The organism is Bacillus sp. FDAARGOS_1420 (genome assembly GCF_019344915.1).
Taxonomy (GTDB): domain Bacteria; phylum Bacillota; class Bacilli; order Bacillales; family Bacillaceae_G; genus Bacillus_A; species Bacillus_A mycoides.
The window spans coordinates 3,095,326-3,121,615 of the sequence record NZ_JAHWJB010000002.1; the positions used below are offsets into that span (position 1 = coordinate 3,095,326).

The 26,290-nt window shown below is 35.0% G+C and carries 29 protein-coding genes, 1 pseudogene and 2 riboswitches; of the genes and pseudogenes, 12 read left to right on the plus strand and 18 right to left on the minus strand.

Features of this window, described 5'->3' with window-relative positions; translation table 11 throughout:
• Positions 1-62: 62 nt before the first annotated feature.
• Positions 63-356: a DUF3928 family protein gene (locus I6L50_RS25965; RefSeq protein ID WP_002088390.1), complete on the minus strand. Its 294-nt coding sequence runs from the start codon at positions 354-356 to the stop codon at positions 63-65.
• Between the two features lie 176 nt (positions 357-532).
• Between I6L50_RS25965 and I6L50_RS25970 the strand changes: the two genes are divergently transcribed.
• A complete protein-coding gene (locus tag I6L50_RS25970; protein WP_113937160.1) occupies positions 533-1,150 on the plus strand; it encodes an ImmA/IrrE family metallo-endopeptidase in 618 nt (205 codons plus the stop codon).
• A gap of 15 nt (positions 1,151-1,165) precedes the next feature.
• Here I6L50_RS25970 and I6L50_RS35030 read toward each other — a convergent pair.
• From I6L50_RS35030 to I6L50_RS25990, 5 genes and pseudogenes are all read right to left on the minus strand, one after another.
• A pseudogene (locus I6L50_RS35030) lies at positions 1,166-1,424 on the minus strand (DNA-binding protein).
• 21 nt (positions 1,425-1,445) lie between these two features.
• The gene (locus I6L50_RS25975; RefSeq protein ID WP_219303460.1) at positions 1,446-2,204 is read right to left on the minus strand and encodes a DUF1129 domain-containing protein; all 759 of its coding nucleotides are present in this window, start codon (positions 2,202-2,204) and stop codon (positions 1,446-1,448) included.
• 22 nt (positions 2,205-2,226) lie between these two features.
• Positions 2,227-2,988, minus strand: a complete 762-nt coding sequence (locus tag I6L50_RS25980) for a DUF1129 domain-containing protein (protein ID WP_219303461.1) — start codon at positions 2,986-2,988, stop codon at positions 2,227-2,229.
• 13 nt (positions 2,989-3,001) lie between these two features.
• A complete protein-coding gene (locus tag I6L50_RS25985) occupies positions 3,002-3,769 on the minus strand; it encodes a DUF1129 domain-containing protein (RefSeq protein ID WP_219303462.1) in 768 nt (255 codons plus the stop codon).
• The gene (locus tag I6L50_RS25990) at positions 3,769-4,101 is read right to left on the minus strand and encodes a PadR family transcriptional regulator (protein WP_002033935.1); all 333 of its coding nucleotides are present in this window, start codon (positions 4,099-4,101) and stop codon (positions 3,769-3,771) included. The genes I6L50_RS25985 and I6L50_RS25990 overlap by 1 nt, the downstream gene beginning before the upstream one ends.
• Positions 4,102-4,297: 196 nt before the next feature.
• Between I6L50_RS25990 and I6L50_RS25995 the strand changes: the two genes are divergently transcribed.
• The gene (locus I6L50_RS25995; protein WP_219303463.1) at positions 4,298-5,074 is read left to right on the plus strand and encodes a 3-hydroxybutyrate dehydrogenase; all 777 of its coding nucleotides are present in this window, start codon (positions 4,298-4,300) and stop codon (positions 5,072-5,074) included.
• 60 nt (positions 5,075-5,134) lie between these two features.
• On the opposite strand, the gene I6L50_RS26000 is transcribed toward I6L50_RS25995, so the two are convergent.
• The 4 genes from I6L50_RS26000 to I6L50_RS26015 all read right to left on the minus strand — a co-directional run bounded on the left by I6L50_RS26000 (position 5,135) and on the right by I6L50_RS26015 (position 8,873).
• Positions 5,135-5,272 carry a YvrJ family protein gene (locus I6L50_RS26000; protein ID WP_000393342.1) on the minus strand — a complete coding sequence of 46 codons (138 nt, stop codon included), beginning with the start codon at positions 5,270-5,272 and terminating at the stop codon, positions 5,135-5,137.
• Between the two features lie 290 nt (positions 5,273-5,562).
• Complete coding sequence (gene mtnA / locus I6L50_RS26005; RefSeq protein ID WP_219303464.1) at positions 5,563-6,618, minus strand: S-methyl-5-thioribose-1-phosphate isomerase; 1,056 nt, start codon at positions 6,616-6,618, stop codon at positions 5,563-5,565.
• Positions 6,615-7,793 (minus strand): S-methyl-5-thioribose kinase, encoded by a 1,179-nt coding sequence (gene mtnK, locus I6L50_RS26010; RefSeq protein ID WP_219303465.1) that lies wholly within the window; start codon positions 7,791-7,793, stop codon positions 6,615-6,617. Before mtnK ends, mtnA begins: the two co-directional genes overlap by 4 nt.
• A gap of 88 nt (positions 7,794-7,881) precedes the next feature.
• Positions 7,882-8,022, minus strand: a riboswitch (SAM riboswitch).
• Positions 8,023-8,093: 71 nt separating this feature from the next.
• Entirely contained in the window at positions 8,094-8,873 is a 780-nt protein-coding gene (locus I6L50_RS26015; protein ID WP_219303466.1) for a carbon-nitrogen family hydrolase, read from the minus strand.
• 99 nt (positions 8,874-8,972) lie between these two features.
• Here I6L50_RS26015 and I6L50_RS26020 point away from each other — a divergent pair, with 99 nt between their 5' ends.
• The 6 genes from I6L50_RS26020 (at position 8,973) to I6L50_RS26045 (ending at position 14,008) form a co-directional block, all read left to right on the plus strand.
• Positions 8,973-10,163, plus strand: a complete 1,191-nt coding sequence (locus tag I6L50_RS26020; protein WP_219303467.1) for a pyridoxal phosphate-dependent aminotransferase — start codon at positions 8,973-8,975, stop codon at positions 10,161-10,163.
• Positions 10,164-10,215: 52 nt separating this feature from the next.
• Positions 10,216-10,323, plus strand: a riboswitch (SAM riboswitch).
• A 64-nt stretch (positions 10,324-10,387) separates the two neighbouring features.
• On the plus strand, positions 10,388-11,632 hold the full coding sequence (mtnW, locus tag I6L50_RS26025; RefSeq protein WP_044442769.1) for a 2,3-diketo-5-methylthiopentyl-1-phosphate enolase: 1,245 nt from the start codon (positions 10,388-10,390) through the stop codon (positions 11,630-11,632).
• A complete protein-coding gene (locus I6L50_RS26030) occupies positions 11,629-12,288 on the plus strand; it encodes a 2-hydroxy-3-keto-5-methylthiopentenyl-1-phosphate phosphatase (protein ID WP_044442768.1) in 660 nt (219 codons plus the stop codon). The genes mtnW and I6L50_RS26030 overlap by 4 nt, the downstream gene beginning before the upstream one ends.
• A complete protein-coding gene (locus tag I6L50_RS26035; RefSeq protein ID WP_113937152.1) occupies positions 12,285-12,923 on the plus strand; it encodes a methylthioribulose 1-phosphate dehydratase in 639 nt (212 codons plus the stop codon). The genes I6L50_RS26030 and I6L50_RS26035 overlap by 4 nt, the downstream gene beginning before the upstream one ends.
• Positions 12,901-13,413, plus strand: a complete 513-nt coding sequence (locus I6L50_RS26040) for a 1,2-dihydroxy-3-keto-5-methylthiopentene dioxygenase (protein ID WP_002165123.1) — start codon at positions 12,901-12,903, stop codon at positions 13,411-13,413. Before I6L50_RS26035 ends, I6L50_RS26040 begins: the two co-directional genes overlap by 23 nt.
• A 319-nt stretch (positions 13,414-13,732) precedes the next feature.
• Complete coding sequence (locus I6L50_RS26045; RefSeq protein ID WP_002165122.1) at positions 13,733-14,008, plus strand: hypothetical protein; 276 nt, start codon at positions 13,733-13,735, stop codon at positions 14,006-14,008.
• Between the two features lie 61 nt (positions 14,009-14,069).
• Here I6L50_RS26045 and I6L50_RS26050 read toward each other — a convergent pair whose 3' ends face one another.
• The 4 genes from I6L50_RS26050 to I6L50_RS26065 all read right to left on the minus strand — a co-directional run bounded on the left by I6L50_RS26050 (position 14,070) and on the right by I6L50_RS26065 (position 17,863).
• Positions 14,070-14,402, minus strand: coding sequence for a DUF3909 family protein (locus tag I6L50_RS26050; protein WP_002014892.1), 333 nt, complete (start codon positions 14,400-14,402; stop codon positions 14,070-14,072).
• Between the two features lie 5 nt (positions 14,403-14,407).
• Positions 14,408-15,286 carry an NAD(P)-dependent oxidoreductase gene (locus I6L50_RS26055; protein ID WP_219303468.1) on the minus strand — a complete coding sequence of 293 codons (879 nt, stop codon included), beginning with the start codon at positions 15,284-15,286 and terminating at the stop codon, positions 14,408-14,410.
• Positions 15,287-15,290: 4 nt separating this feature from the next.
• Complete coding sequence (locus I6L50_RS26060) at positions 15,291-16,421, minus strand: serine hydrolase domain-containing protein (RefSeq protein WP_219303469.1); 1,131 nt, start codon at positions 16,419-16,421, stop codon at positions 15,291-15,293.
• A 149-nt stretch (positions 16,422-16,570) separates the two neighbouring features.
• Positions 16,571-17,863, minus strand: coding sequence for a GGDEF domain-containing protein (locus I6L50_RS26065; RefSeq protein WP_113937149.1), 1,293 nt, complete (start codon positions 17,861-17,863; stop codon positions 16,571-16,573).
• 310 nt (positions 17,864-18,173) lie between these two features.
• On the opposite strand from I6L50_RS26065, the gene I6L50_RS26070 reads away from it, so the two are divergent.
• The 3 genes from I6L50_RS26070 to I6L50_RS26080 all read left to right on the plus strand — a co-directional run bounded on the left by I6L50_RS26070 (position 18,174) and on the right by I6L50_RS26080 (position 19,814).
• Positions 18,174-18,791 carry a nitroreductase family protein gene (locus I6L50_RS26070; protein ID WP_002192616.1) on the plus strand — a complete coding sequence of 206 codons (618 nt, stop codon included), beginning with the start codon at positions 18,174-18,176 and terminating at the stop codon, positions 18,789-18,791.
• Positions 18,792-19,027: 236 nt separating this feature from the next.
• Positions 19,028-19,246: a hypothetical protein gene (locus I6L50_RS26075; RefSeq protein ID WP_002088422.1), complete on the plus strand. Its 219-nt coding sequence runs from the start codon at positions 19,028-19,030 to the stop codon at positions 19,244-19,246.
• Between the two features lie 196 nt (positions 19,247-19,442).
• Complete coding sequence (locus I6L50_RS26080) at positions 19,443-19,814, plus strand: DUF3915 domain-containing protein (protein ID WP_002088426.1); 372 nt, start codon at positions 19,443-19,445, stop codon at positions 19,812-19,814.
• Positions 19,815-19,910: 96 nt separating this feature from the next.
• On the opposite strand, the gene ptsP is transcribed toward I6L50_RS26080, so the two are convergent.
• From ptsP to glcT, 4 genes are all read right to left on the minus strand, one after another.
• Positions 19,911-21,623, minus strand: a complete 1,713-nt coding sequence (ptsP, locus tag I6L50_RS26085; protein WP_219303470.1) for a phosphoenolpyruvate--protein phosphotransferase — start codon at positions 21,621-21,623, stop codon at positions 19,911-19,913.
• The gene (ptsH, locus tag I6L50_RS26090) at positions 21,623-21,886 is read right to left on the minus strand and encodes a phosphocarrier protein HPr (protein WP_002033915.1); all 264 of its coding nucleotides are present in this window, start codon (positions 21,884-21,886) and stop codon (positions 21,623-21,625) included. The genes ptsP and ptsH overlap by 1 nt, the downstream gene beginning before the upstream one ends.
• Positions 21,887-22,021: 135 nt before the next feature.
• Positions 22,022-24,085, minus strand: a complete 2,064-nt coding sequence (ptsG, locus tag I6L50_RS26095) for a PTS glucose transporter subunit IIABC (protein WP_002014901.1) — start codon at positions 24,083-24,085, stop codon at positions 22,022-22,024.
• A 340-nt stretch (positions 24,086-24,425) separates the two neighbouring features.
• Complete coding sequence (gene glcT, locus I6L50_RS26100) at positions 24,426-25,274, minus strand: glucose PTS transporter transcription antiterminator GlcT (RefSeq protein ID WP_002088428.1); 849 nt, start codon at positions 25,272-25,274, stop codon at positions 24,426-24,428.
• Between the two features lie 165 nt (positions 25,275-25,439).
• Between glcT and I6L50_RS26105 the strand changes: the two genes are divergently transcribed.
• Positions 25,440-26,258, plus strand: coding sequence for an HAD family hydrolase (locus tag I6L50_RS26105; RefSeq protein ID WP_219303471.1), 819 nt, complete (start codon positions 25,440-25,442; stop codon positions 26,256-26,258).
• The last annotated feature ends 32 nt before the right edge of the window (positions 26,259-26,290 follow it).

The window sequence follows — 26,290 nt, forward strand, 5'->3', positions numbered from 1 at the left end:
GATTGGTGAGGGCTGATAATCAGTGGGCGATGAACAAAACCCCCACTGATTAAAGTTTCACTTTATTTCTTAAAGCTTTCGTATTTTACAACTTCAAAAGCTTCTTCAATTTCCTCATTATGATAATGGACATATGTAAAACGCCCTAATTCTACTAACCTAGCTATTTCTTGCAATGCTTTATGCTGATCATATGTTTCTTCAATTGTAATATGTACATAAAACTTCATTAATGGATGTTCATATAAAGGTTCTCCCACCTCTACATATACATCTTCAACCCCTTGCACAACTCTTACATAGCTCGCAAATTGATAAAGAGCTTCTCTGTCTGAAACGATTTTTAATGTATACATATATTCTCCCCCTTTTCTTTACTATATCAAAAAGCAGACCATACTACGTTATAGAACTATGAAATTTTTTCGACTTGTATTATATATATTCGTGCGATAAACAAGGCGTTTATCCATACATAGAATCTTTTCCCACATATATTATAGGAAGAATTTGTTCATTTGAGGTGTTCCTTATGGATTCATACGTTAATATATGTGTTTGCATTACTCCAGGCGCCGATATTTCTGACGACCGTATTGCAAAAGATTTAGCAGTTGCAGAATCAATTTGGCATCCCATTACATTTCAAATTAAAGAAGTAATTGTACTAAACGAGCTTTTCCGTTTTTCTAATCGGGAAATTAGTTATAAAAACTCCATTCAAAGTCAGGAAAAATTATCATCCTTTTTTCAAACTTGTGTTAACGAAGCTCCTGAATGCGACCTTTATATTTGTTATATTGGTAGTGATTATTTCAAAGAAACCGCAGTAATCGCTTGCGCTTACTCTCTAGCGAAACAACAGCAACTTACTGGTTACATCGTTTTAACAAACTCAGCTGCTCCAATGAAAAATATATACACCCTCGCTCACGAAATTGGTCATATTTTATTTACAAGACGAATTCATGGAAAACTTACTCATGCAGATCCTCATTCTCCAACTGGATCGGAGCACCACCCTTCTCCAACAAATCTTATGTATCCTATCGTACCTCGTCCTGAAAACGTCCATATTCATTCCTTATTAACAAACGAACAAAAGGAACTCTCCTTACAAAGTTCTTTATTACAAAGAAAAAAACAGTAACGATCTTGTTACTGTTTACAACAATTTATTCCAATTAACAAACGATATACCGGCTGCAAAGGATACACTATACACCTAAAACGAATCCCTCTAAAAATCAAAATATAGTATTTCTTTGGAAATAATTTTTTGTATATCCAGAGCAGCCACTTTTCTATTAATTTAAAAAGATACATTCAGACTTATCCCCTAATAAAATATTAAAATAGTCATCATGTATTTTTTTCATGAAAACAGTATAGTTGATCCTAGAAATCAAATCCCTCATATACATATAAATAACTGCCCCTCTTGTTTATTCGTATACTTCTTTTTTTTCTAATTTTATATGAATTTTTAAAAGCATATAAATAACAATGAAAAGGATTATTTGTTGTACATACATTCCAATAATACTCGATACATCTATCATTACAAATACATATTCTAATACAATTGGAACTAGTAAATACGACAAAGTAAACCAACCACCAAATTTAATATTTGTAACAGCCGCTAAAAGAACTACTATACCAACAAGAATGAAGCTTTCTGTACTAGTAAACTTAATAAATGTTGTACCATAAAACTTATTTAATAATGCAATACTAAAAATTAATAAAAACCATATCGCACCACTTATATACATAATTAAAAATTCAGTTCTTTTACGCTTAAATGATGCCGTTCTCATCCCCCATATTAATACAATAATTCCTACAAAAATCATGATCGGATAGCCAATTAACTCAATTAAAGAATAAGACAAACGACGGTCGGCTGCACTAAAGAATACGCTCTTCATCATCGTGAAAGCCAATAAATTTACAATAAAGTAAAGTAATAATTTATAATTACCTTTTCTATCTATATCCATCTCTTCCGCAAGTTGATTAGCATATTCTTTTGGAGCATGACCAAATATATCACTTACCGTCTTTCCCTTCTTCTCACCTTCTATTAAATGTAGTTCTGCATCTTCTAAAAAGAATTTAATATCCTTCTCACTTATTCCTTTTACTCTTAAATAGGCTCCTGTGTTTTCCAAAAAAGTTCGTGACTCATGAGAAAGCATCGCATTCCCTCCTTCCAAACTACTAGTTTACACTTTTTCTCTCTTCAATTTTTAAAGACCATCTCATTAACCCATATATACTTCCATACATAAGTAATATCTTTGCAATTCCCCAAAATACATTTTTTTCTTCTAATCCTTTAAATATAAACATAATCGCTAAAGGAACAATTAGCACCAAAACACCCATCCAACCAAGGACATACACTTCTCCAACGAAAAGTAATAAAAAGATACTTGCTGCTAATATATATGTTTGCATTGTCGACAATTGCAAAATAGGTGTACCGTACCATTTATCAACAAACATCAATAATACTAATAATAAAATGGGAACCATTACTATTATGTAAATAATCCCGAACTCTACAAATTTATTTTTAAAAGAAGACATTCTAAACGCAACAATGGTTCCAATAATCGTAATGATTAAGACGATAGGATAGCCAATTAACTGTATATTCGTTAGTGTAAATTGCTGATTTGGATTATTAAATAAAATATGAGTTAATATCCAATACCCGCCAATACCAATTATCATCGCAAGAATACTCTTTATACTCCCGCCTTTATCCTTCTCCATCTCTTTCGCTAATTCTTCTGCATATTCTTTTGGCGAATCACCAAATATATCACTTACCGTCTTTCCTTTTTTCTCACCTTCTATTAAATGTAGCTCTGCATCCTCTAGAAAAGCATCTACATCTTCTTCTTTAATTCCCTTCGTAATTAAATACACTTTCGTGTCGATTAAAAACTTTTCCCCTTCTTTAGAAACTTGCATTAGAATCCCTCCCTTATTTAACCGTTTCTCTTCTATTCGCCTTCATCATAATTTCAAGGAAGATTAAAACAAACAAACTTCCGTATAAACAAATAATTTGAAATAACATTGGCACGAGATCTTCCGATGTGAACGTTTTAAAAACTAACATAATAGAAAGCGGAATAATTAAATATAAATTTTTAAACCATCCTTCAAAATATATATTTATAGCTACCGTGAGGATAAAGATCCCTCCAGCTAATATATAACTTTGGACTAGAGTCAACGTAAACATCGTTGTAGGATATATCACCTCTAATATCGTAACTGCTCCTAATAAAAACATTGGCGCAATCATGACTAAAAACCACATGGAAAACCACGTTTTTGTAAAACTTGTTACAAATGTCATTTTACGAAGCAGCAAATTAGGACCCATTACAGCTACAATCAATGTAAAGCTATAGCCAATGCACTGAATAAGTGAAATCTGTAGAATTCCATTATTCACTATTAAGATAGAAGCAATAAACCAAAACGATACGATATTCATTACCGTAAAACCAATTTGCTTCCACGTTTCCTGTCTATCCCTTTCCATTACTTTTACAAGTTCATTTGCATATTCTTTCGGTGAGCTTCCGAAAATATCTTCTACACTTTTTCCTTCACCCTCACCTTCTATTAAATGCAACTCTGCATCTTCTAAAAAGCTTTCAATATCGCTTTCTTTCACACTCTTTGCAGTTAAAAATAATCTCATATCTAATAAAAAATTTCGCGCTTCATTTGATAACATTATTTTTTTCTCCCCTTCCCTTCAAGTAAACGCTCTACACTACTTTGCATCGCTTCCCAGCGATCCATAAATTCATTAAGTGCTTCCTCGCCTTTTTCTGTTAATGTATAATATTTTCGCTTTGGGCCAGATGGAGATTCCTTCATTACACTTGTTATTAATCCTTCCTTTTGCATTCGTATTAATAACGGATAAATACTTCCCTCACTCGCCATTGTGAAACCATACTTCGCTAATCTTTCACTCATTTCATAACCGTATATTTCGCCTTCAGAAATAATAGCAAGTAAGCATCCTTCTAAAATCCCTTTCAGCATTTGACTTGTCGACATAATTGAAATCCTCCTACTATCTTGTTTTACAAGATAGATAAGCGTAAGTATCTTGCTTTACAAAATAGTATAGCAAACGCTACTTTGCAAAACAAGATAGCTAGCGATATTTTTCCAAATGTTTGCAGGAATTTTATTATCACCTCTCTAAATAGAGCAATAAGAGAACTTTTATTATGAAGGAGTGTTTTTCATCATGGTTACAAATCGAGTTGTCTTTTTAACAGGTGCTGCGAGCGGTATTGGTTATGAAATGGGAAGTGCTTTTGCCAAAGAGGGTGCTAAAGTTGTGATTAGTGATCGTCTTGAAGAACGTGCGAAAGAAGCTGCTGAACAATTGCAAAAAGAAGGCTATCAAGCCATTGGTTTAAAATGTGACGTTACATCTGAAGAAGAAATTACAGCAGCAATTTCTCAAACAGTTACTCACTTCGGCTCATTAGATGTATTAATTAACAACGCAGGAATGCAACATGTTTCACCGATTGAAGATTTTCCAACTGATAAATTCGAGCTTCTTATTAAAATTATGCAAATCGCTCCATTTATCGCCATCAAACATGCTTTTCCGGTTATGAAAAAGCAAAAATATGGTCGTATTATTAATGTTGCTTCGATTAACGGACTTGTTGGATTCGCTGGAAAAGCTGCCTATAATAGCGCGAAACATGGCGTAATTGGATTAACAAAAGTTGCTGCTTTAGAAGGCGCTACTCACGGAATTACTGTTAATGCGCTTTGTCCTGGTTATGTCGATACTCCCCTTGTACGTAATCAATTACAAGATTTAGCCACTACAAGAAATGTACCACTTGAAAATGTTTTAGAAGATGTCATTTATCCTCTTGTACCACAGAAACGTTTGCTACAAGTACAAGAAATTGCTGATTATGCTATATTTTTAGCAAGTGAAAAAGCAAAAGGCATAACTGGTCAAGCTGTCGTTATCGATGGTGGATATACTGCTCAATAAAAAAATAAAGTTTGCTCTTCGCGAGCAAACTTTATTTTACTTTTTATCGCGAGGATCTTTCTACTTTAGTAATTGTTTAGGGAGTTTCTCAATTGCAACAATCACTCCGTCTAATTTACTTTCAATCCGATGGAGTAAATATAATGTTACAACAATTGGAAAGCCCACATTACCTATCATCCTAATCCACTCTTCCATCTTTCTCTCCTCCCTTCATTACATAAATAAGAGGAAAGGAAGACTTAAGGCATAAAAAACAAGCTATTTTTTATTAGCTTGTTTTTTAACTACTCAGCCATACATTTCATTTTTCAGCATATAGATTGCTACCATGAAGATATAAGTGGTCCTACACCTTGCTACCTTTCTTTGTTTTAAAACGTTGCGCGTGGTAGGAACAGGCACTTACCGCTCCTATACATAGCCAGTCCCTCTCGACCATTTAAAAACATGCTTTTCCACCGTTTTTTTATATAGCGACTGAGCAGTTAGCTTATTTTTTCAAATAATGATGTAATTTCTTGCTTATAATCTCCACGTAAAATACCTTTCTCAGTAATAATCCCCGTAATTAATTCATGCGGTGTTACATCAAATGCAGGGTTAAATACAGGCGTTCCAAGTGGCGCCACTTGTTTCCCAAAAATTTTCGTAACTTCTGTTTCATCTCTTTCTTCAATGACAATTTCAGCACCTGTTTGTTTCGTAGTATCAAATGTAGATAACGGTGCTGCAACGTAAAATGGGATACCGAAATACTTTGCTAATATAGCTAAATTTAATGTTCCTATTTTATTAGCAGTATCACCGTTTTCAACGATTCGATCTGCCCCTACGATAATCGCATTAATTTCTTTCGTTCGAATTGCATGTGCTGCAGTATTATCCGTAATAAGCGTTACATCAATGTCTGCTTGTTTCAATTCCCATGTCGTTAAACGACCACCTTGTAAAACCGGCCTCGTTTCACACGCATACGCATGTAAACGCACACCCTTCTCTTTCCCAATATAAAATGGGGCTAATGCTGTTCCATATCTAGCAGTTGCAATACTTCCAGCGTTACAAATTGTTAAAATTTTATCACCGTCTCTAAAACATGTTAAAGCATGTTCTCCAATACTTCGGCACACCATTTCATCCTCTTGCTGAATATGAAGCGCTTCTTCTTCTAATATTTTTTGAGCTTCTTTTATTGTAGTAATCTCTTGAATAGATTCTCTCATACGATCGATTGCCCAAAATAAATTGACTGCTGTCGGGCGTGATGTTCCTAAATAGTTACAATCTCTATTAAACTTCTTTTGAAACTCATAGATATTTATAGCATCGTATTTCTTTGCCGCAAGCGCCAAACCAAACGCAGCTACAATTCCAATTGCAGGCGCTCCTCGTACTTCTAACATAATGATACTTTTCCATACATCTTCAACATTCGTTAATGTTTTGTATTCAGTGACATGCGGCAACTTTGTTTGATTTAATACTGCAATTGTATCGCCTTTCCAACTTACAGATCTCGGAATAGTAATAATTGTACTCATGCTTTTACGCCTCCAACTGTCTGTTGAAATAATGTTCGAAACAGTTGAATATCAGCACACTTAGCTTCATATTTTATTAGTTCTCTACCTAAGGATAACGCTTGTTTTTTAGCTTGAATTCTTTTTTCTTTATTTGCTATCCCATCTAAATCCGCTGCATGAGCTAAGCCAATTGTTCTACGAATCAGTTCACATCCGGCAAACCCGACGGCATCAGTAAAGATATTTTGCAAAATAATTGGTAACCATTGTTTTTCTTTCGTATATGCTTCTACACCTTCTCCAATCCATAACTTCGTAAAGTTTTCTACAAAATAACTCCATGTCTTTTCTATATGGAAAAATAGTACACTTCTCTTTTCTTCTTCTCTAGATAAAGCATTTAATAATAGATTTGCAATAAATTGACCGATATCAAATCCAAATGGACCGTACGTTGCAAATTCTGGATCAATCACTTTCGTTTCAGAAGGTGATGAAAAAATACTACCAGTATGTAAATCACCATGAATAAGCGCTTCTTTTCTCGTTAAAAACTTATATTTATATTGTGCTACTTTTAGCTTTAAAGTTTTGTCACTCCAAAGTTCATCAATCACTGACTGTAAATCTGACTCATAATCATTCGTATCATAATGTCCAAACGGATCCGTAAAAACTAAATCTTCTGTAATTTTACTAAGGTCTGGATTTACAAATGTACCTTCTAGTACCCTTTTCTCTTCTGACTGTAAACCGAAATCTGAAGTATAAAACAAAACATGTGCTAGAAAACGACCGATATGCTGGGATAAAAGTGGATATCCTTCTCCATCTATTAATCCTTTTCTTGTAATTGTTAGTCTTGATAAGTCTTCTATTACTGTAACTGCTAACTCTTCATCATGACTGTACACTACCGGAACATAATCTGGCACATACTTCGCAAAAATTTGTAATGCTTTACTTTCAATCGTCGCTCTTTTTATAGACAGTGGCCAGCTCTCACCAACTACTTTCGCATATGGCAGTGCTTGTTTTATTATAATAGACTTCTCTCCATCATCTAATTTGAACACGTAATTTAAATTTCCATCTCCAATTTCATGACAAACTACATTTGCTTTCTTTTCAAAATAACCGTGTTCTTTCGCATATTGTATAGCTGTTGTTTCAGTTAATGAATAATATCCCATCGTCTTCTCCTCCTTTTCATTCAGAGGTTTTTCTAAAATAGAAAAACCCCTTTCCACAAAGAAAGAGGTTTGAAGTTTATCTTCTCCCCTCTTATCTGCCAGAAAGTTTACTTCCTGCTGGAATTAGCACCGTGCCTTTTGGCGTCATAAACGCCCCATTTCACAATGGTATTACGGTCGGTTGCTGGGCTTCATCGGGCCAAATCCCTCCACCTGCTCTTGATAAGAGTTGCATATTTTTTTGAATTTTTAACTTTATGATGAAGACTATACCAAGAATAAAAATCACTTGTCAACATTTTATTTATATAATTCTGGACGGCGATCTGCAAAAACTGGGATTCCTTTACGTACCTCTTTAATCTTCTCGAATGTAAGCTCTCCAAATAAAATAGATTCCTCTTCATTTGCCTCTACCACAACCTCACCCCACGGATCGACAATTAAAGAATGACCTGCAAACTCATTATTCGGATCCTTTCCAGCCCTATTACATGCTACAACGTAACACTGATTTTCAACTGCTCTTGCTTGTAATAGCAAGCGCCAATGTGCCAAACGAACTAATGGCCATTCTGCTACAACGAATAAAACTTTTGCACCTTTAACTGTATGAACACGCATCCACTCCGGAAAACGAATATCATAACAAATTGTTCCAGCGCACTTTACATCATCTAGCGTAAATTCACCTGTCTCATTACCAGCAACTAAATATTTATGTTCATCCATAAGCTGAAATAAATGCACTTTACTATATTCATTTACTTGCTGCCCTTCGCGGCTTACAACATACATCGTATTTGTAACACCTTGCTCTGTTTGCTTTGCTACGGAACCACCAACAATATGTACACCATATTGTTTCGACCATTCTTTCAACATTTCTTGCGTTTTCAATCCATCCCTATCTGCAATCTCAGAAAGCCTTGTTAAATCATATCCCGTTGTCCATAGTTCTGGTAAGACGACAACGTCTGGTTTCTCCTTCATCGCTTCGCTTATTTTATTTTTAGCGCTCTCAATATTTTTTTCTACATTTCCAAAAGCAATATCCATTTGAATACATGCGACTTTCATTTTGTCATCCCCATTCTTAATTTTTTTCTTTACAAAATACTGGAAAGATTATATCATTTGTCACTAGAATTGTAACAACTTTCAAAAGAGGTGGAAAGTATGAAATTATTTCAACCTTCTGAGATAGTAACATCATTGCCAACACAATTTTTCGCTTCACTTGTTGCAAAAGTTAACAAAGTCGTTGCAGCTGGTCACGATGTTATTAATCTAGGACAAGGTAATCCAGATCAACCAACACCGCAGCATATCGTAAAAGCTTTACAAGATGCTGCCGAAAAGACCATTCATCATAAATATCCGCCATTTCGCGGACATGAAAGCTTAAAAGAAGCCGTGGCAACATTCTATAAACGTGAATACGGCGTAGAATTAAATCCAAAAACTGAAGTTGCTATTTTGTTTGGCGGAAAAGCTGGATTAGTAGAATTACCACTTTGTTTTACAAACCCTGGCGATACCATTCTCGTTCCAGATCCAGGTTATCCAGATTATTTATCCGGAGTTGCTTTAGCAAAAGCGCACTTTGAAACAATGCCGCTTATTGCAGAAAATAATTTTTTACCAGATTATACAAAAATTGATGACTCTATTGCCAAGAAAGCAAAGTTAATGTTTTTAAACTATCCTAATAATCCTACCGGTGCTACAGCATCAAAAGATTTCTTTGATGCAACAATTCATTTTGCTAATAAACATAATATATTAGTTGTTCATGATTTTGCTTACGGTGCTATCGGATTTGATGGTCAAAAGCCTGTTAGTTTCTTGCAAGCAGACGGTGCCAAAGATACAGGAATTGAAATTTACACTTTATCGAAAACTTTCAATATGGCTGGATGGCGTATTGCTTTTGCAGTAGGGAATGAAAGTGTCATCGAAACAATTAACCTATTGCAAGATCATATGTATGTTAGTATTTTCGGTGCAGTTCAAGACGCAGCACGCGAAGCACTATTAGGCTCGCAGTCTTGTGTAGTAGAACTTGTTAATAGTTATGAATCTCGCAGAAATGCTCTTATAGAAGCTTGTCATGCAATCGGTTGGAATGTTGATATTCCAAAAGGATCATTCTTTGCTTGGCTCCCTGTACCTGAAGGCTATACATCTGAGCAATTTTCTAATATTTTACTAGAAAAAGCACACGTTGCAGTTGCTCCTGGCGTTGGATTTGGTGAGCACGGTGAAGGCTATGTCCGTGTTGGCCTCTTACATACAGAAGAACGATTACGTGAAGCAATTAATCGAATTGATAAATTAAAAATTTTCAAAAAGTCATTGACAACATGAAAAATATCTGACAAAATTCAGTTATCTTAAAAATTTAAACATTTCTAAATACTTCTTATCAAGAGCAGGTGGAGGGACGAGCCCGACGAAGCCCGGCAACCGATCTACATAATTGTAGACACGGTGCTAATTCTCGCAGCATTACGCTGACAGATAAGGAGCTGGTTGTAAAAAAACCTCTCCTTAGCTGAGAGGTTTTTTTATTTAACTAGGAGGGTATAACAATGAGCGGAATTATAGCGACGTATTTAATCCATGATGATTCACATAACTTAGAAAAAAGGGCCGAGCAAATTGCACTCGGTTTAACAATTGGCTCTTGGACTCATTTGCCACACTTATTGCAAGAGCAACTAAAACAGCATAAAGGTAACGTCATCCACGTTGAGGAATTAGCTGAACAAGAACATACCAATTTGTATTTACGTAAAAAAGTAAAGCGCGGGATTATTAAAATCGAATATCCGTTATTAAACTTCAGTCCAGATTTACCAGCGATTTTAACAACTACATTCGGAAAGCTATCACTTGATGGCGAAGTGAAATTAATTGACTTAACATTTTCAGACGACTTAAAACAGTATTTCCCTGGTCCAAAATTCGGGATAGATGGTATTCGAAATCTTTTACAAGTGCATGATCGTCCCCTTTTAATGAGTATTTTTAAAGGCATGATTGGACGAAATATTGGGTATTTGAAAACGCAATTACGCGATCAAGCAAGTGGTGGTGTAGATATAGTAAAAGATGATGAAATATTATTTGAGAATACATTAACACCACTTACGAAACGCATTGTATCTGGAAAAGAAGTTTTACAATCAGTATATGAAACATACGGACATAAAACGTTATATGCCGTAAATTTAACAGGACGAACTTTTGATTTAAAAGAAAATGCGAAACGCGCAGTGCAAGCTGGGGCTGATATTCTATTATTTAACGTATTTGCTTACGGACTAGATGTACTACAATCACTTGCAGAAGATGATGAAATCCCAGTTCCCATTATGGCACACCCTGCTGTAAGTGGTGCTTATTCCGCATCGAAGTTATATGGAATCTCGTCTCCATTATTACTTGGAAAGCTACTTCGCTATGCTGGGGCTGACTTTTCATTATTCCCATCTCCATACGGAAGTGTTGCGTTAGAAAAAGAAGAAGCTCTCAACATTTCAAAACATTTAACTGAAGACGATGCATTTTTCAAGAAAAGTTTTGTTGTTCCATCTGCTGGTATTCACCCTGGTTTCGTTCCCTTTATTCTACGAGATTTTGGCAAAGATGTTGTTATTAATGCTGGCGGCGGGATACACGGACATCCGAATGGCGCGCAGGGCGGCGGTAAAGCTTTCCGTACTGCAATTGATGCTACTTTACAAAACAAACCACTCCATGAGGTAGATGAAGTGAATTTACATAGCGCACTACAAATATGGGGAAATCCTTCTCATGAGGTGAAATTATGAGTATTCAAGTATTTTGTGATTTCGATGGTACGATTACAAATAACGATAATATCATGTCCATTATGGAAAAGTTCGCACCACCAGAAGCAGAGGAAATAAAGCAAAAAATTTTATCGCAAGAACTTTCTATTCAAGAAGGTGTTTCTCAATTATTTCGATTAATACCTATTAATCTACACGATGATATTATTCAGTTTTTACAAGAAACTGCTGAAATCCGTACAGGTTTTCATGAATTCATACAATTTATTAATGAAAATAACATTTCCTTTTACGTTATATCAGGTGGAATGGATTTCTTCGTCTATCCACTCTTACAAGGAATCATTCCAAAAGAGCAAATTTACTGTAATGCAACTGACTTTTCAGGAGAATTTGTTGAAGTTAAATGGCCGCACCCTTGTGACGAGCAATGTCAGCATAGTTGCGGTCTCTGTAAATCATCATTAATTCGTAAACTAAGCTCTAAAGATGATTTTCATATTGTGATAGGAGATTCCATTACTGACTTACAAGCAGCAAAACAAGCAGATAAAGTATTCGCCCGTGACTTCCTTATTACAAAATGTGAAGAAAATCATATTGCTTATACATCCTTTAACACATTTCACGATATTCAAGTCGAATTACAACATTTGTTGGAGGTGAAATCATGAAACAACTTTTTCGTCAATGGTATGACTTAAGTGAAATAAAAAAAGAATTAACAACTCGGAATTGGTTTCCAGCAACGAGTGGAAATATTTCTATAAAAGTCAGTCATGATCCACTTACTTTTCTTATTACAGCAAGTGGTAAAGATAAAACAAAAACTACTCCAGATGATTTTCTATTAGTAGATCATCTAGGGGTTCCCGTATTAGAGACTGAATTACGCCCTTCAGCAGAAACAATATTGCATACACATATTTATAACATTACGAATGCCGGGTGTGTACTTCATGTTCATACAACTGATAATAATGTCATCACAAATTTATATAGTGATGCAGTCACCCTTCAAAATCAAGAAATTATTAAAGCTCTCGATATTTGGGAAGAAGGTGCAACGATTAACATTCCTATTATAGAAAATGATGCCCATATCCCAACGCTTGGAGAAAACTTCCGAAAGCATATACAAGGAGATTCGGGAGCAGTATTAATCCGTAACCATGGTATTACCGTATGGGGCCGAGATAGCTTTGATGCAAAGAAAAGATTAGAAGCTTATGAGTTTTTATTCCAATTTCATATAAAACTATTATCAATTCAAGGAGGCGTTTCTAATGGCGCAAATTCGTATTCATGAAGTAAATACTCGTATCGAAAATGAAGTGGAAGTATCTAAATTCCTACAAGAGGAAGGCGTTTTATATGAGAAATGGAACATCTCTAAGCTTCCTACTCATTTAAATGAAAATTATTCGTTAGCAGATGAAAACAAGGCTGAAATATTAGCTGTGTTTTCAAAAGAAATCGCTGATGTTTCAGCGCGCCGAGGTTATAAAGCTCATGATGTAATTTCACTTTCAAATGGCACACCTAACCTTGATGAATTATTAATTAATTTCCAAAAAGAACACCATCATACTGACGATGAAGTTCGCTTTATTGTCAGCGGTCATGGCATCTTCGCTATTGAAGGAAAAGATGGTCGATTCTTTGACGTTGAACTTGAGCCTGGTGATCTTATATCTGTGCCTGAAAATGCAAGACACTATTTCACCTTACAAGATGATCGCCAAGTTGTAGCTATTCGTATTTTTGTTACAACAGAAGGTTGGGTTCCAATTTATTAAGGTAGCTAGTTGAATAAAAGAACTTGGAACCCCTTTTCCAACCTTTTATTCACTCTACATATATACATCCTCCTATGGAACAGGCTTATTTCATAACATTGAAGTAAGCCTGATTTTTTATTTACTAAAATGATTTGTCCCTTTCGTTTGTTCAAATCAAATATATCGAATCACAATCCCACTTTATCAAGTACATTTCGGAATATTTTTTGAACATTTATTGAACTTTTTTTGAATTTTTTCTGAAAATTCTGTTTTGTGTATGATATACTACAACTAATAAGAAGGAAAAGAATATTGCAAGCAGAGGGGGATAATCATGAGTTTACTTATCGCACTTATACTAGGGGTTTCATGCGGAGCTATTCCTGTTATTTTAGGGGCTATTATGGAAGAATTAGAAGTTGGTGTTTTAGGTTTTGTCGCATCTTGTGTAAGCGCTTTATTTTTCGGTTTGTACGGTGCTATTCCTATTTCTATCCTGTGCGCATTTTATATAGTACGCCATGCTCGTGCGAAACAGTTTGGTCCTAATCACATTGCACAAGTTATTCCATTCCCAATCGAACGATGCCGCCGAGCTTCCAGCCTATAAATTATCTAGCTTAAATATTATGCCTGCCTAAATAAATAAAAAGTCCTCAAATGAGGACTTTTTATTTATTTTCTTCTAGAAATTGAAACAATTCTTGCAAATGAAGTGCATCTTCACTGTAGCTAACGGATACATGACATGTCCCTTCAATCTCAGCATGCATATAAAGGACAATTCCATCTCGATCATATTTCAATGCCAAATAAAACTCCATTTCCTCTAACATCTTTTTCGAGCTTCGGATAACATAATGCCCTTTCTCATCTCTTCCATATTCAAAATCTGGTCCAAAATCGTATTTTTGTTTAAAAGCTTCTTTTTGCTTATCATTAATCTGTACACAAGTTGCTCGCTGCACAGCATCAATCATCTCGTCAAACTTTTGGAGATCCATTCCATTTACCCCCTTATATACTTTTTGTATAATACTTGTGTTCCGCTATTCTCTTTTCCATCTGCGATTAGCTCTTCATACAATTCCTTCGCTAGGGTTAAACCCGGTACTGGTAATTGTAATTTTTCAGCTTCATCTAAAGCAATCTTCATATCTTTCATAAAATGCTTTACATAAAAGCCAGGTTCAAAATCTCCTTTTAACATTCGAGGAGCTAAATTACTTAATGACCAGCTACCTGCTGCTCCTGTCGAAATACTCTCTAATACTTTATCTGCATTAAGTCCAGCCTTTTTCGCATATGCTACCGCTTCACATACTCCTATCATGTTAGAAGCAATTGCTATTTGATTGCACATTTTTGTATGTTGTCCACTCCCAGCAGGGCCTTGCAACTGAATATTTGTTCCTAGTTTTTCAAATAGAGGTAAGCAAATATCATATATTCTGTTCTCTCCACCGACCATAATTGCTAGTCTTGCCTCTTTAGCCCCAATGTCCCCGCCAGATACTGGTGCATCTAATGTATATATATTCTTGCTTTTCGCAACTTCATTAATACGTTTTGCCAATGTTGGTGTAGATGTTGTAAAGTCAATTGCTATCGTACCTTCATTTGCATGTTCTAAAATTCCACCTACCCCAAAGTACACTTCTTCTACATCATGAGGATAACCAACCATCGTCATAACAACATCAACTTGCTTTACTAACGCTTTCGGTGTATCACACCAAGTCGCACCCTCTTGCACTAAAGAATCCGCTTTTTCTTTCGTTCTATTATATACATATACTTTATGACCGCCTTGCATTAAATGATGTACCATACTTTTTCCCATTACACCAATACCGATGAAACCTATTGATAAATTTTTATTCTCCATCTTCTCATCCCCTTTGTTCTAATAAATCATTTACCATCTTTCGGAACTCTTTATTAAAATCATCATCCATACTATTTTTCACATTTGAAAATAAAATAACAAAAGTTCCTTTTTCTTTATTAAAATTATTGAAAGTGTTCCAACCAGATAGTACACCATGGTTATGGAAATAATCTGGATATATGTAAAAGCTAAATGCATATTTTCTTTCTTGTGAAGGTGTAAACATCGCTTGTATACTTTGTTCAGAAAGAAGCTTCCCATTTATAATCGCTTCATCTAATTTTTTCATATCCCCTACTGTCGTATACATCTCACCCGATCCATATAACCAGTCCATTCCTAATTTTTGTGCTGGTACAAGATCTTGGTCTTTCTTCACATAACCCTTCGTGAAGTTTTTATCTCCAGGCACCATATTTCCCATACCTGATTCATGCATCTCGGCCTTTGTAAATATATTTTCTTTTACATAGTCTCCTAAAGGCTTTTTCGTTATATTTTCTATAATATAAGCGAGCACCATATAATTATAATCCGTATACTTCCAACCTGTTCCTGGTGGAAACTCTAATTTTTGACTTCCAATCCAAGTTACTAAATTTATACGTGAAGCTACATTAACCTTCCCTTTCCCATTTTCCGGTAAACCAGATGTATGCGTTAATAAGTGATATAACGTGATGTGTTTATCTGCTGGAAATGAAGGAATGTATTTATTTACATTATCTTGGATATTTAACTTCCCTTGTTCTTGTAACTGTAGAATGGATGTAGCAACAACTGTTTTCGTAATAGAACCGATACGATATTTTGTTTGAGGCGTATTTTCTATTTTATTTTGAACATCAGCATATCCATATCCTTTATTCAATATAACATGCTCTTTATCTGTCACCAAAACTGTCCCATTAAATTGCTTTCCTACTAAATACTGATCTAACTTTTGAGATATACTAGCATAATCAATTTTTTGTACTTCTTCTATATTATCCTGTACCTCTGACTCAATAGCAGGAGTTACCTTTGTTGTTAATACTGCTTGTTCCTTTGAATCGGGACTATAGAGAAAATAGTATACTCCGCCGCAAACTACAGCAGACAGTGAAGCCATAACCATTATTTTTTTTATCATATTGTTCCTCCGTAATTACTTCATATGAACTACCCACCACTTAGTCTCTCTTGCGAGCTTACTTGAACTGGGAGCTTCTCGGTTAAAATGGTCCCCCATATTCTATTATCAAGTAATAAAAAAAAATCGCAACAATTTGTTGCGAAAAATCACATTTTTTCTTTTCTATATATACATACTTGATTTTTTCCATTTTTTTTCGCTTCATATAACGCAATATCCGCTCTTTGCATTAACTCTTCTCTTGTAATCCCTTGCTCATATAACGCAACTCCAAAACTCGCTGTTAATTTCGAAATTCCAGAGAAATGCTTTGTTTCAATGAAAAATCGCAATGATTCCGCAACTTGAAACGCTTCTTTTTCTACCGTATTTGTCACTAATATTATAAATTCCTCTCCTCCCCATCTTGCAAATACATGTTGATCTTCAACTTTAGATTTCATAAGATCTGCAAGTTGTACTAATGCTAAATCGCCAAAATCATGACCATATGTGTCATTTACTGATTTAAAATTATCTATATCAAACAAAATAAGTGCAACTTTTTCATCATTACGTAATACATTCTCCCACTCTGTCTCCAATATTTGTTGGAATTTCAAGCGATTATATATTTCTGTCAATGAATCTATCATAGCCAATCTTTCTTGCTCTTGATAGATTTCATCTAATTCTGTAATCTCTGTGCATTTTACTATAAATCGTGATAAGTCTTCTGGTAATGGTGTCGCACGTAATAGAAAAGTAAATGCTTCTCCTTCATAATTGTACATTTTAATTCTTCTTCCATTTGATAAAGTATCATCCAGCCATGTTATATCGTGAGTCGTCGAATAATATCCGTTCTCTCTAATAAGATGTTCTGCAAACACTAAATGTTGTTCACGATACGTAAATAAATTATCATGTCCGAAGAATTGTAAAAAATTCGTATTACAATCAACAATCTCATCATCTTCTACTATAAATAATAAATCATTTTGAAAATCAAACATCGTTTGAAGCAATTCTTGTTGTAAACCTACTTGCCGCACTAAAGTAAGTTGATATAAACTCTTATTCACTTCCTCTAGTACCACTTGTGGAGTTACTGGTGCTATAACAATATTACGTATTCCTAACAGTAGTAAATCTGCAAACTCATTGTTTATCTGTTGATCCCAAATGATAATGAATGTACTCCGTGAATCATATATATTCTTTATATATTTTATTTGAGCAAAATCTGTTACATACATAATTACAATATGTGGTCTAGTTCTATGAAACAATATTTCTCCTTCTTCAAAACTATTTGCTATAAACATACATTTTGGATGGACGTTTTCTATCGTTTGCTGATGTGTACATCCATCTTCTATATAAAGGACATTCAACTGAAGATCTTGTAATACATTTTGGAAAACAGTATTCTCTAATAAAAAATGTAGTATGTTCATCACTAGTCTTCACTCACTTCATATATCTTGTTCTACTGAATTCCTCACAATCATTTTATAAAGAATTATGAGGAACTCATATTAACAAGCTAATTGAGAATGTTATCTTCGCTTATCTGCTCTGGAAATTCCTTTTTTAGTGTATGATTATATGAATTGTATCGTTTGTATGAATGCCCTGCCTTACTATTTAAAACTTGACAATTAAAATAAAGGTATTATATTCTTAAATTCAATAACTTACAAAATGTAAGTAGAGTATATTACATTTATTTTATATTAAGTTGATATGTAATTTGGAGGATATATAATGACAAACAATGACTTTTTTAACGTTTTATATGAACGCACATCTACACGTGCATTCAACCCTGAAAAAGAAATTTCATCTACAGAGTTACATGAAATTTTAAAAGCAGCTGCGCAAGCACCTTCTGCTTGGAACTTGCAACACTGGAAATTCCTTGTTTTCCAAGGCGAAGATGTACAAAAACGATTACACCCAATTGCCTATAACCAACAACAAATTCTTGATGCTTCTGCCGTAGTCGCTATTTTAGGTGATTTAGAAGCTTACAAAAATGTTGAACCTGTTTACGGTCCAATTGTAGAACAAGGATTTATGAATGAAGAAGCAAAAGAGCGCTTAGCTAAAAACATTGAATCTGCATATACTCGGGAGCAATACCCACGAGATGCTGCCTTTTCAAATGCTGCTTTAGCAGCAATGCAACTTATGCTTGCTGCTAAAGCAACTGGCTGGGATACTTGCGCTATTGGTGGCTTCAACCCACAAGCATTAATGGAAGAATTCAATGTTTCATCTCGTTACGTACCAATTATGCTTATTACAATTGGTGAATCAACTTTAAAAGGTCACCCTGCACCGCGCATGAGCGTAGAACAAGTGAGTGAATGGGCAAAATAATAAAAAAACGAAGGTAATTTCATTACCTTCGTTTTTTTATATTCTGTCACACATCCGTAATATTACAATGTATTATGCGACACCTATACATAGAAAAATCGTAATTTTCATGCTATCCCCATAAACAAATATGACGTTTTGTGTCGAAATTTGTTAAAGTATCGGAATATAACCGTGTATTTTTGTTACAATTGTGATACAATGATAACAAATAGATAACAAGAGAGGGATTTTCATTGAGTTCATACGGAAGCTTTATCGCACTTTTAAGTTACATAGTAACTGTACTACTGCTATATTTTATTGGCGATGCTGCAAACATATCAGTGTTACAATTCCCTAAAGAAGAAGCGTTACAATTAGAAGCAGAAAAACATACTGCACGATCCATTGCACCACTACTCTTAGCTCTTCCTGTATATATCATCGTTTTATATAAAAGTAAAAAAGTGTAAAGGCTACCTATTTCATTCATTTCGGTGGTCTTTACATTTTTTTGTGACATTTCCCCTATTTTAAACATCATTCCATACTAAATACCCATCTAGTCATTTAAAATGAGAAAATCCCCTAGAAAAATTTCCATTATCTGTCCAGTCACCGACTGCCGAACTTACATAGATTATAAGTGTGAAGGGGGTGATGAGGATTATGTTTGGATCATTTGGATGCTGTGATAACTTTAGAGAATGTCATCATCGTGAAAGAGAGTGTGACCATCGCGACCATCGCGAGAAAGAGAGAGAAGAAGTTAGACCACACCGACCTGCTGTATGTAACGTACTTGCTACTATTTCAGTTGGAACAGAAATTTCTCTTTTAAGCATTAGAGGCCATCAATCATTCCGCAATGTAATTTTTGAAGGATTCTGTAACGGTGTTGCTCTTTTCTCTGCTTTAGCTCGTAATAATAACGACAAAGATAATAATAATAATAAAGACGATAAGAACAATCAAAATCAAAATACTTTTACTGGCATTTTACGTGTATGCCCGACTGATATTATCGCAGTCGCTATCTAATTCTGTTCTTTATCCTCTATAGTAACAAAATAAGATTTACTTTTCTTATAGAAAAAACCTGAGATCGATTTCGAATCGACTCAGGTTTTTTTACTATTATATGCTTTTAACTAATTCAACAACTTCTTCAGCAGTTGACATTGTTAATGCTTTTTCTGCTAATGTTTCCATTTCTGCTTTTGACAACTTGCTTAGTTGTGTTCTTGCAGGAAGAATAGATGTTGCACTCATACTGAACTCATCTAAACCTAAGCCTAATAATAATGGGATAGCAAGTGAATCTCCCGCCATCTCACCACACATACCAGCCCATTTGCCTTCTTTATGAGCAGCATCGATAACCATTTTTACAAGACGTAAAATAGATGGGTTATATGGTTGGTATAAGTAAGCTACACGTTCGTTCATACGGTCTGCAGCCATTGTGTATTGGATTAAGTCATTTGTTCCGATAGAGAAGAAATCAACTTCTTTTGCGAACTGATCTGCTAATACCGCTGAAGCTGGAATTTCAACCATCATACCAACTTCAATAGAATCAGAAACAGTTGTACCCGCTTGAACAAGTCTTTCTTTCTCTTCTAATAAGATTGCTTTCGCTTGACGGAACTCATCAAGAGTTGCAATCATTGGGAACATAATTTTCAAGTTACCGTATACGCTAGCACGAAGTAATGCACGAAGTTGTGTACGGAACACATCTTGCTCATCAAGACATAAGCGAATTGCACGGTATCCTAAGAATGGGTTCATTTCTTTTGGTAAATGTAAGTATGGAAGCTCTTTATCTCCACCGATGTCAAGTGTACGAACAACGACTGGTTGATCTTCTTTTACACCTTCAAGAACTGCTTTATACGCTTCGAACTGCTCTTCTTCTGTTGGAAGATTGTCACGGCCCATGTATAAGAATTCTGTACGGTATAAACCAACGCCTTCTCCGCCATTATCGATAATACCTTGTACATCATTTGGTGTTCCGATATTAGCAACAAGCTCAACGTGATGTCCATCACTTGTTACAGTTGCTTGGTCTTTTAATTTTGCCCATACGACTTTTTGCTCTTCAAATTCCGCTTTCTTTTCTTCAAAAGAACGAAGAGTTTCTTCAGATGGGTTTACAATTACTTCTCCATCTAAACCGTCAATGATTACGATATCGCCGTTTTGGATTTTCTCCATAACAACTTTCGTACCAACAACAGCTGGAATTTCCATAGAACGAGCCATAATTGCAGAGTGAGATGTACGTCCACCGATATCAGTTGTGAAACCTTTTGCATACTTACGGTTTAACTGAGCTGTATCAGATGGTGTTAAATCTTCAGCAATGATGATTACTTCTTCAGAAATTGTACCAGGGTTTGAGAAGTTAATTCCTAGTAAATGTGCAAGAACACGTTTTGTTACGTCGCGAATATCCGCAGCACGTTCTTTCATATATTCGTTATCCATGTTTTCAAACATAGAAATAAACATTGATGCAACTTCATCCATTGCAAATTCAGCATTTACTTTTTCGCCATTTACTTTATCTTTTACTGGATTCACTAATTCTGGATCATTTAATACTAATAAATGTGCTTCAAAGATAGCAGCTTTATCAGCACCTAGCTCAGCAAAAGCATGGTCCTTAATAGCTTCTAGTTCAGATTTTGCTTTCTCAAGCGCAGCGTCTAAGCGTGCAATTTCAGCAGCTTCGTCTGTAATTGATTTCTTTTCAATGTTAAATTCAGGATTCTCAAGTCTGAAAGCCTTTGCAATAGCAATCCCACTTGATGCAGCGATCCCTTGAATGTTAAGAGTCATTATTCTCCTAATCCTTCGTTTTTCATAGTTTCTTCGATAGCTGCTAGTGCTTGAGCTGCATCATCACCATTTGCAGTGACCTTAATTTCCGCGCCTTGTTGAATTCCTAAAGACATAACACCCATGATTGATTTTAAGTTAACGTTTTTTCCGTTATACTCTAAGTTAATGTCAGAACCAAATTTGCTTGCAGTGTTTACAAGTAGAGTTGCTGGACGAGCATGAATTCCTGAGTCGCTAGTTACTTTAAAGATTTTTTCCATGATAATTTATCTCCTTCAAATACAGTATTTTTTTAGTTGTATAGACGTGAGTACTACATCATCTATTGTATATAATAGGCGATGTTCGGTCAACCACATCGCCTATTATAATTATAAACATTTTGCGTCAAATTCCTACTGAATGTCAATAATAGCGTTTTCGCCCTTCTTAACATTTCCATCTTTTTTCAATTCGACTTGTTGTCCTTGTTGTAAATTCGTAAAGACGATTGGTGTAATAATAGATGGTGCATTTTCTTTTACAAATGCAAGATCTACTTTTAATAATGGTTGTCCTTGCTTCACTTTATCACCTTGTGCTACAAGCGCTTCAAAGCCTTCACCATTTAATTTTACAGTATCAATACCGAAGTGGATTAAAATTTCTTTTCCGCCTTCAGACTGAATACCAATCGCATGTTTTGTAGGGAATACATTTACAATCTCACCATTAACCGGAGAAACTACTGTTCCTTCTGTTGGCTCAATCGCAAATCCATCTCCCATCATTTTCCCTGAGAATACTTGGTCAGGTACTTCTGTAATCGGTAAGATTTTTCCTTCAATTGGTGAAACGATTGTTTCATTTTCATCAACCTGTTGAGGAGCTTCTTCCACTTTTACAGGCGCTTCTTTTTCAACATGAGGTGTACGACCTGACATAATATCATGAATTTGTGATTTTAATGTGTCAGATTTCGGTCCGAAAATAGCTTGAATGTTATTTCCAACTTCAAGTACACCGGCTGCTCCAAGCTCTTTTAAGCGGTCTTTATTTACATTTTTTTGTTCGTTAACTTGAACGCGTAAACGAGTAATACAAGCATCTAACGAAGCAATATTTTCTTTACCACCAAGTGCTACTAATACTTCACGTGGAAGTTCTCCTGCTTCTGTTTTCCCTGCGCCTTCATTAGCATTCGCTACTTCACGACCAGGTGTTTTTAAGTTCCATTTACGGATTGCGAAACGGAATCCGAAGTAGTAAATAACTGCTAGTACAAGACCAACAATAATTACCCACCACCATGCCGTACGACCTGGTAGTACACCGAATAATATGAAGTCAATTAAACCACCAGAGAATGTCATACCAATTTTAACACCTAAAATTTGCATTGTCATAAATGATAGACCAGCGAATACTGCATGAATTCCGAATAATACTGGTGCTACGAATAAGAATGAAAATTCAAGCGGTTCTGTAATACCTGTTAAGAAAGATGTTAATGCAGCAGATCCTAAAATACCAGCTGCTAATTTTTTATTTTCTGGACGTGCTTCATGGTACATTGCTAAAGCTGCTGCTGGAAGACCGAACATCATGAACGGATACTTACCAGTTGTAAATGTACCTGCTGTTAATTCTACGCCGTCTTTTAACTGTGCCATAAAGATTTTTTGGTCACCACGGATTAATTCGCCAGCTGCATTTGTATACTGACCGAATTCGAACCAGAACGGTGAATAGAAAATATGATGTAATCCAAATGGAATTAATGAACGTTCGATTAAACCGAATATAAATGCTGCTATCGTTCTATTTGCATCAATCATTTGATGTGAGAACGTATTTAAGCCACCCTGAATGTATGGCCAAATGAAGCACATGATAATTCCTACCACTAAAGAGAATGTTGCAGTTGCGATTGGTACGAAACGCTTACCTGCAAAGAAACCTAAGTATGATGGTAATTCAATGTTGAAGTATTTATTATAACAATATGCCGCTACTATCCCGACGATAATACCACCAAACACTCCTGTTTGCAGCGTTGGAATTCCTAATACGTTTGCATATGCTGGATCTGAAAATCCAATTTTTACTGGGTCTGTTCCAGTGCTTGTTACTTTCACTAGTTTATCTACTTCTAAGAACACACTCATCGTTTTGTTCATAATTAAGTATCCGACGAACGCTGCTAAACCAGCTACTCCGTCTCCACCAGCTAAACCGATCGCTACCCCAACTGCGAATAATAGCGCAAGGTTAGCGAAAATAATATCGCCAGATTGTTCCATAATTTTTGCAACCATTACGAACCAATCTGCTTTTAAAGCAGGGATAACATTTGTTAATTGTGGATTTTGAAATGCATTACCAAATCCAAGTAAAATACCTGCTGCCGGTAAAATCGCTACTGGAAGCATAAGCGCTTTTCCGACTTTTTGAAGAACACCAAAGATCTTCTTAAACATGGAAACCCTTCCTCTCTTATCTATATTGATACTTTTCGACAAACGCCAAAAAGGCATGAGGAAAAAAAAGATAGAACGATAGCTATACAAAGGGTAGTATGTCCCTTTCTTTAGCTTACATTCCCAACTTTTCTCCACTCATGCCTGATCGAATCAGTAACACGTGTCAAAAATAGGATTACGTATAAGTTCACTATAATTAAAGCAAACGTTTTCGTTATTTACCTTAATGTGTTTGTCGAATTTTGTATAACTTTGCAATAGTTATTATACATAACTATTGTAAGCGATTCAATCATTTTTTTTAACGTTTTCATTTTAGACAAAAATATATGTCTTTTTACACATGTTCTACTTTCACTAATCGTTGTAAATGCATCGTTAAATAAATACTCTCCGCTTCATATACAGGAAGTTGTAATTCTTTCTGCATTACTTTGACTAGTTTCCACGCCAAATTATAACAAACTGGATATTCCAACTTTAATAAATCAGCAAAACTCTGTGCTTCTTCTACTTTTTCTCCTTTTTTCACCCGCTCAATAGCATATTGTAAATGGCGAATAAGGCGTAAATAATGAATGCTTTCTTGGTCTAATGTAATTTGTAGGCTTGTCTCAATTAAAGACACAAGTTGTGCAATAAGACGAGAATTTTGATTAACAGAAGATAAATCAGAGTTTGTAAGCGAGCTATAAATATGGAGTGCGATAAAGCCAACTTCTCCTTCTGGCAATGTAATTTGCAAACGAGAATTTAAAAGTTTCACAACTCCTTCAGCAATTTTATATTCCTCTGGATATAGCATTTTCGTTTCAACTAAAAAAGGATTATCTATTGTAAGTCCTTGTTTCAGCCTTTTAATTGCAAAAGAAATATGATCTGTTAAAGCGATATGAATATGTTCATTTAATGGAGACTCCGCTTTTTCTTGAATGTATAACATAATATCATTCATCAATTCAATTAGCTTTTCACTCACATGTGGTACTAAAAGTTTGTATTGTTCTCGATCACGTTCATTTTTTAAAACAAACATTTTCTCAATTTGTTCTTGCTCCAACACATCTTCAGCCTTTTTCCCAAATCCGATTCCTTTACCGATCACTACTACTTCCTCGTGTTCAGGATGGCTAGCAATGATGACATTATTATTTAAAACTTTTTTAATTTCTAGATAATTACTCATATAACACCACCCTCGTACTTAAATAGCCTACTTTTATGTTACAGAACATTCTTCTTTTTCGTCAATATAAAACATCTACCATTTAATAAAAATTCATTTTTTAGACATGTTTGTATATGATGCGTATAATGTAAGGGCAACTGTACATAGAAAGGAGATAGCAACATGATTAAAATGTTTGTAAGTGATATTGACGGTACAATGATGCAGCATGGAGGTCTGATTGATGAACAGGATGTTGCGGCACTTCGCAGTCTTGCTGAGCAAAATGTTATTCTTTGCTTCGCTTCTGGACGACTTGATAATGAAATCGCAGACTTAATGAAAGCTGTAAATACAAATTTCCATCGTATTAGTGTAAACGGTGTGTTTGTATACACTAATGAAAATAAGCAACTATTATCCGCAAATTTTGATTCCAGCATTCTTCCTGATTTACTAGCTATGACAAATCAAGACCCTTATTTCCGTTATGTAAGTGATGAGCATAATTACTATATTGAAGAAAAGACACCTTTTATTCATGAACTCGAAAAACAAGTAGCAATGACTTCTGTTGAAGAACCAAATTTATTACAGAAAATCGATGATACAATTTTTCCAAATAAAATTTCTATCGGTGGAACAAAGGAAAACTTACAACTCCTTCAAAAAAAGATTGATGAAAAATTCCATGGAAAAGTTAGTACTTTCATTTCAGCTGAACAATGTTTAGATGTAATGCCACCAAATATTAGTAAAGGTTCTGCTATTTCTATTTTATTAAAAGAATTTCAAATACAACCAGAGGAAATTGCTTGCATAGGGGATTCTTATAATGATATTCCAATGTTCTCTTTAACTCCTCACAGTTTTGCTATGTCTCAAGCAGATGACGCAGTAAAAGAGCACGCTCACTATGTAGTAGATGCTGTCAAAGATGCCGTTAACCAAGTACTTGTTTACAATAAAGAAGCAAATAAAAATACGACTCGATCCTTATAAGGATGAGTCGTATTTTTATTTCTTTACATGTT

Bases quoted from the DNA above. Each gene is read 5' to 3' on its own strand.
- I6L50_RS26020 (WP_219303467.1), top strand. From the start codon at position 8,973: ATGAAATTATTTCAACCTTCTGAGATAGTAACATCATTGCCAACACAA.
- mtnW (WP_044442769.1), top strand. From the start codon at position 10,388: ATGAGCGGAATTATAGCGACGTATTTAATCCATGATGATTCACATAAC.
- I6L50_RS26055 (WP_219303468.1), bottom strand. From the start codon at position 15,286: ATGGAGAATAAAAATTTATCAATAGGTTTCATCGGTATTGGTGTAATG.
- I6L50_RS26070 (WP_002192616.1), top strand. From the start codon at position 18,174: ATGACAAACAATGACTTTTTTAACGTTTTATATGAACGCACATCTACA.
- I6L50_RS26080 (WP_002088426.1), top strand. From the start codon at position 19,443: ATGTTTGGATCATTTGGATGCTGTGATAACTTTAGAGAATGTCATCAT.
- I6L50_RS26105 (WP_219303471.1), top strand. From the start codon at position 25,440: ATGATTAAAATGTTTGTAAGTGATATTGACGGTACAATGATGCAGCAT.
- I6L50_RS25990 (WP_002033935.1), bottom strand. From the start codon at position 4,101: ATGTCGACAAGTCAAATGCTGAAAGGGATTTTAGAAGGATGCTTACTT.
- I6L50_RS25985 (WP_219303462.1), bottom strand. From the start codon at position 3,769: ATGTTATCAAATGAAGCGCGAAATTTTTTATTAGATATGAGATTATTT.
- I6L50_RS26040 (WP_002165123.1), top strand. From the start codon at position 12,901: ATGGCGCAAATTCGTATTCATGAAGTAAATACTCGTATCGAAAATGAA.
- I6L50_RS26060 (WP_219303469.1), bottom strand. From the start codon at position 16,421: ATGATAAAAAAAATAATGGTTATGGCTTCACTGTCTGCTGTAGTTTGC.
- I6L50_RS25980 (WP_219303461.1), bottom strand. From the start codon at position 2,988: ATGCAAGTTTCTAAAGAAGGGGAAAAGTTTTTAATCGACACGAAAGTG.
- mtnK (WP_219303465.1), bottom strand. From the start codon at position 7,793: ATGGGATATTATTCATTAACTGAAACAACAGCTATACAATATGCGAAA.
- I6L50_RS26050 (WP_002014892.1), bottom strand. From the start codon at position 14,402: ATGGATCTCCAAAAGTTTGACGAGATGATTGATGCTGTGCAGCGAGCA.
- I6L50_RS26065 (WP_113937149.1), bottom strand. From the start codon at position 17,863: ATGAACATACTACATTTTTTATTAGAGAATACTGTTTTCCAAAATGTA.
- I6L50_RS26015 (WP_219303466.1), bottom strand. From the start codon at position 8,873: ATGAAAGTCGCATGTATTCAAATGGATATTGCTTTTGGAAATGTAGAA.
- I6L50_RS25995 (WP_219303463.1), top strand. From the start codon at position 4,298: ATGGTTACAAATCGAGTTGTCTTTTTAACAGGTGCTGCGAGCGGTATT.
- ptsG (WP_002014901.1), bottom strand. From the start codon at position 24,085: ATGTTTAAGAAGATCTTTGGTGTTCTTCAAAAAGTCGGAAAAGCGCTT.
- mtnA (WP_219303464.1), bottom strand. From the start codon at position 6,618: ATGAGTACAATTATTACTATTCCGAGATCTGTAAGTTGGAAAGGCGAT.
- I6L50_RS25975 (WP_219303460.1), bottom strand. From the start codon at position 2,204: ATGCTTTCTCATGAGTCACGAACTTTTTTGGAAAACACAGGAGCCTAT.
- glcT (WP_002088428.1), bottom strand. From the start codon at position 25,274: ATGAGTAATTATCTAGAAATTAAAAAAGTTTTAAATAATAATGTCATC.
- I6L50_RS25965 (WP_002088390.1), bottom strand. From the start codon at position 356: ATGTATACATTAAAAATCGTTTCAGACAGAGAAGCTCTTTATCAATTT.
- I6L50_RS26030 (WP_044442768.1), top strand. From the start codon at position 11,629: ATGAGTATTCAAGTATTTTGTGATTTCGATGGTACGATTACAAATAAC.
- I6L50_RS26045 (WP_002165122.1), top strand. From the start codon at position 13,733: ATGAGTTTACTTATCGCACTTATACTAGGGGTTTCATGCGGAGCTATT.
- ptsH (WP_002033915.1), bottom strand. From the start codon at position 21,886: ATGGAAAAAATCTTTAAAGTAACTAGCGACTCAGGAATTCATGCTCGT.
- I6L50_RS26000 (WP_000393342.1), bottom strand. From the start codon at position 5,272: ATGGAAGAGTGGATTAGGATGATAGGTAATGTGGGCTTTCCAATTGTT.
- I6L50_RS26035 (WP_113937152.1), top strand. From the start codon at position 12,285: ATGAAACAACTTTTTCGTCAATGGTATGACTTAAGTGAAATAAAAAAA.
- ptsP (WP_219303470.1), bottom strand. From the start codon at position 21,623: ATGACTCTTAACATTCAAGGGATCGCTGCATCAAGTGGGATTGCTATT.
- I6L50_RS25970 (WP_113937160.1), top strand. From the start codon at position 533: ATGGATTCATACGTTAATATATGTGTTTGCATTACTCCAGGCGCCGAT.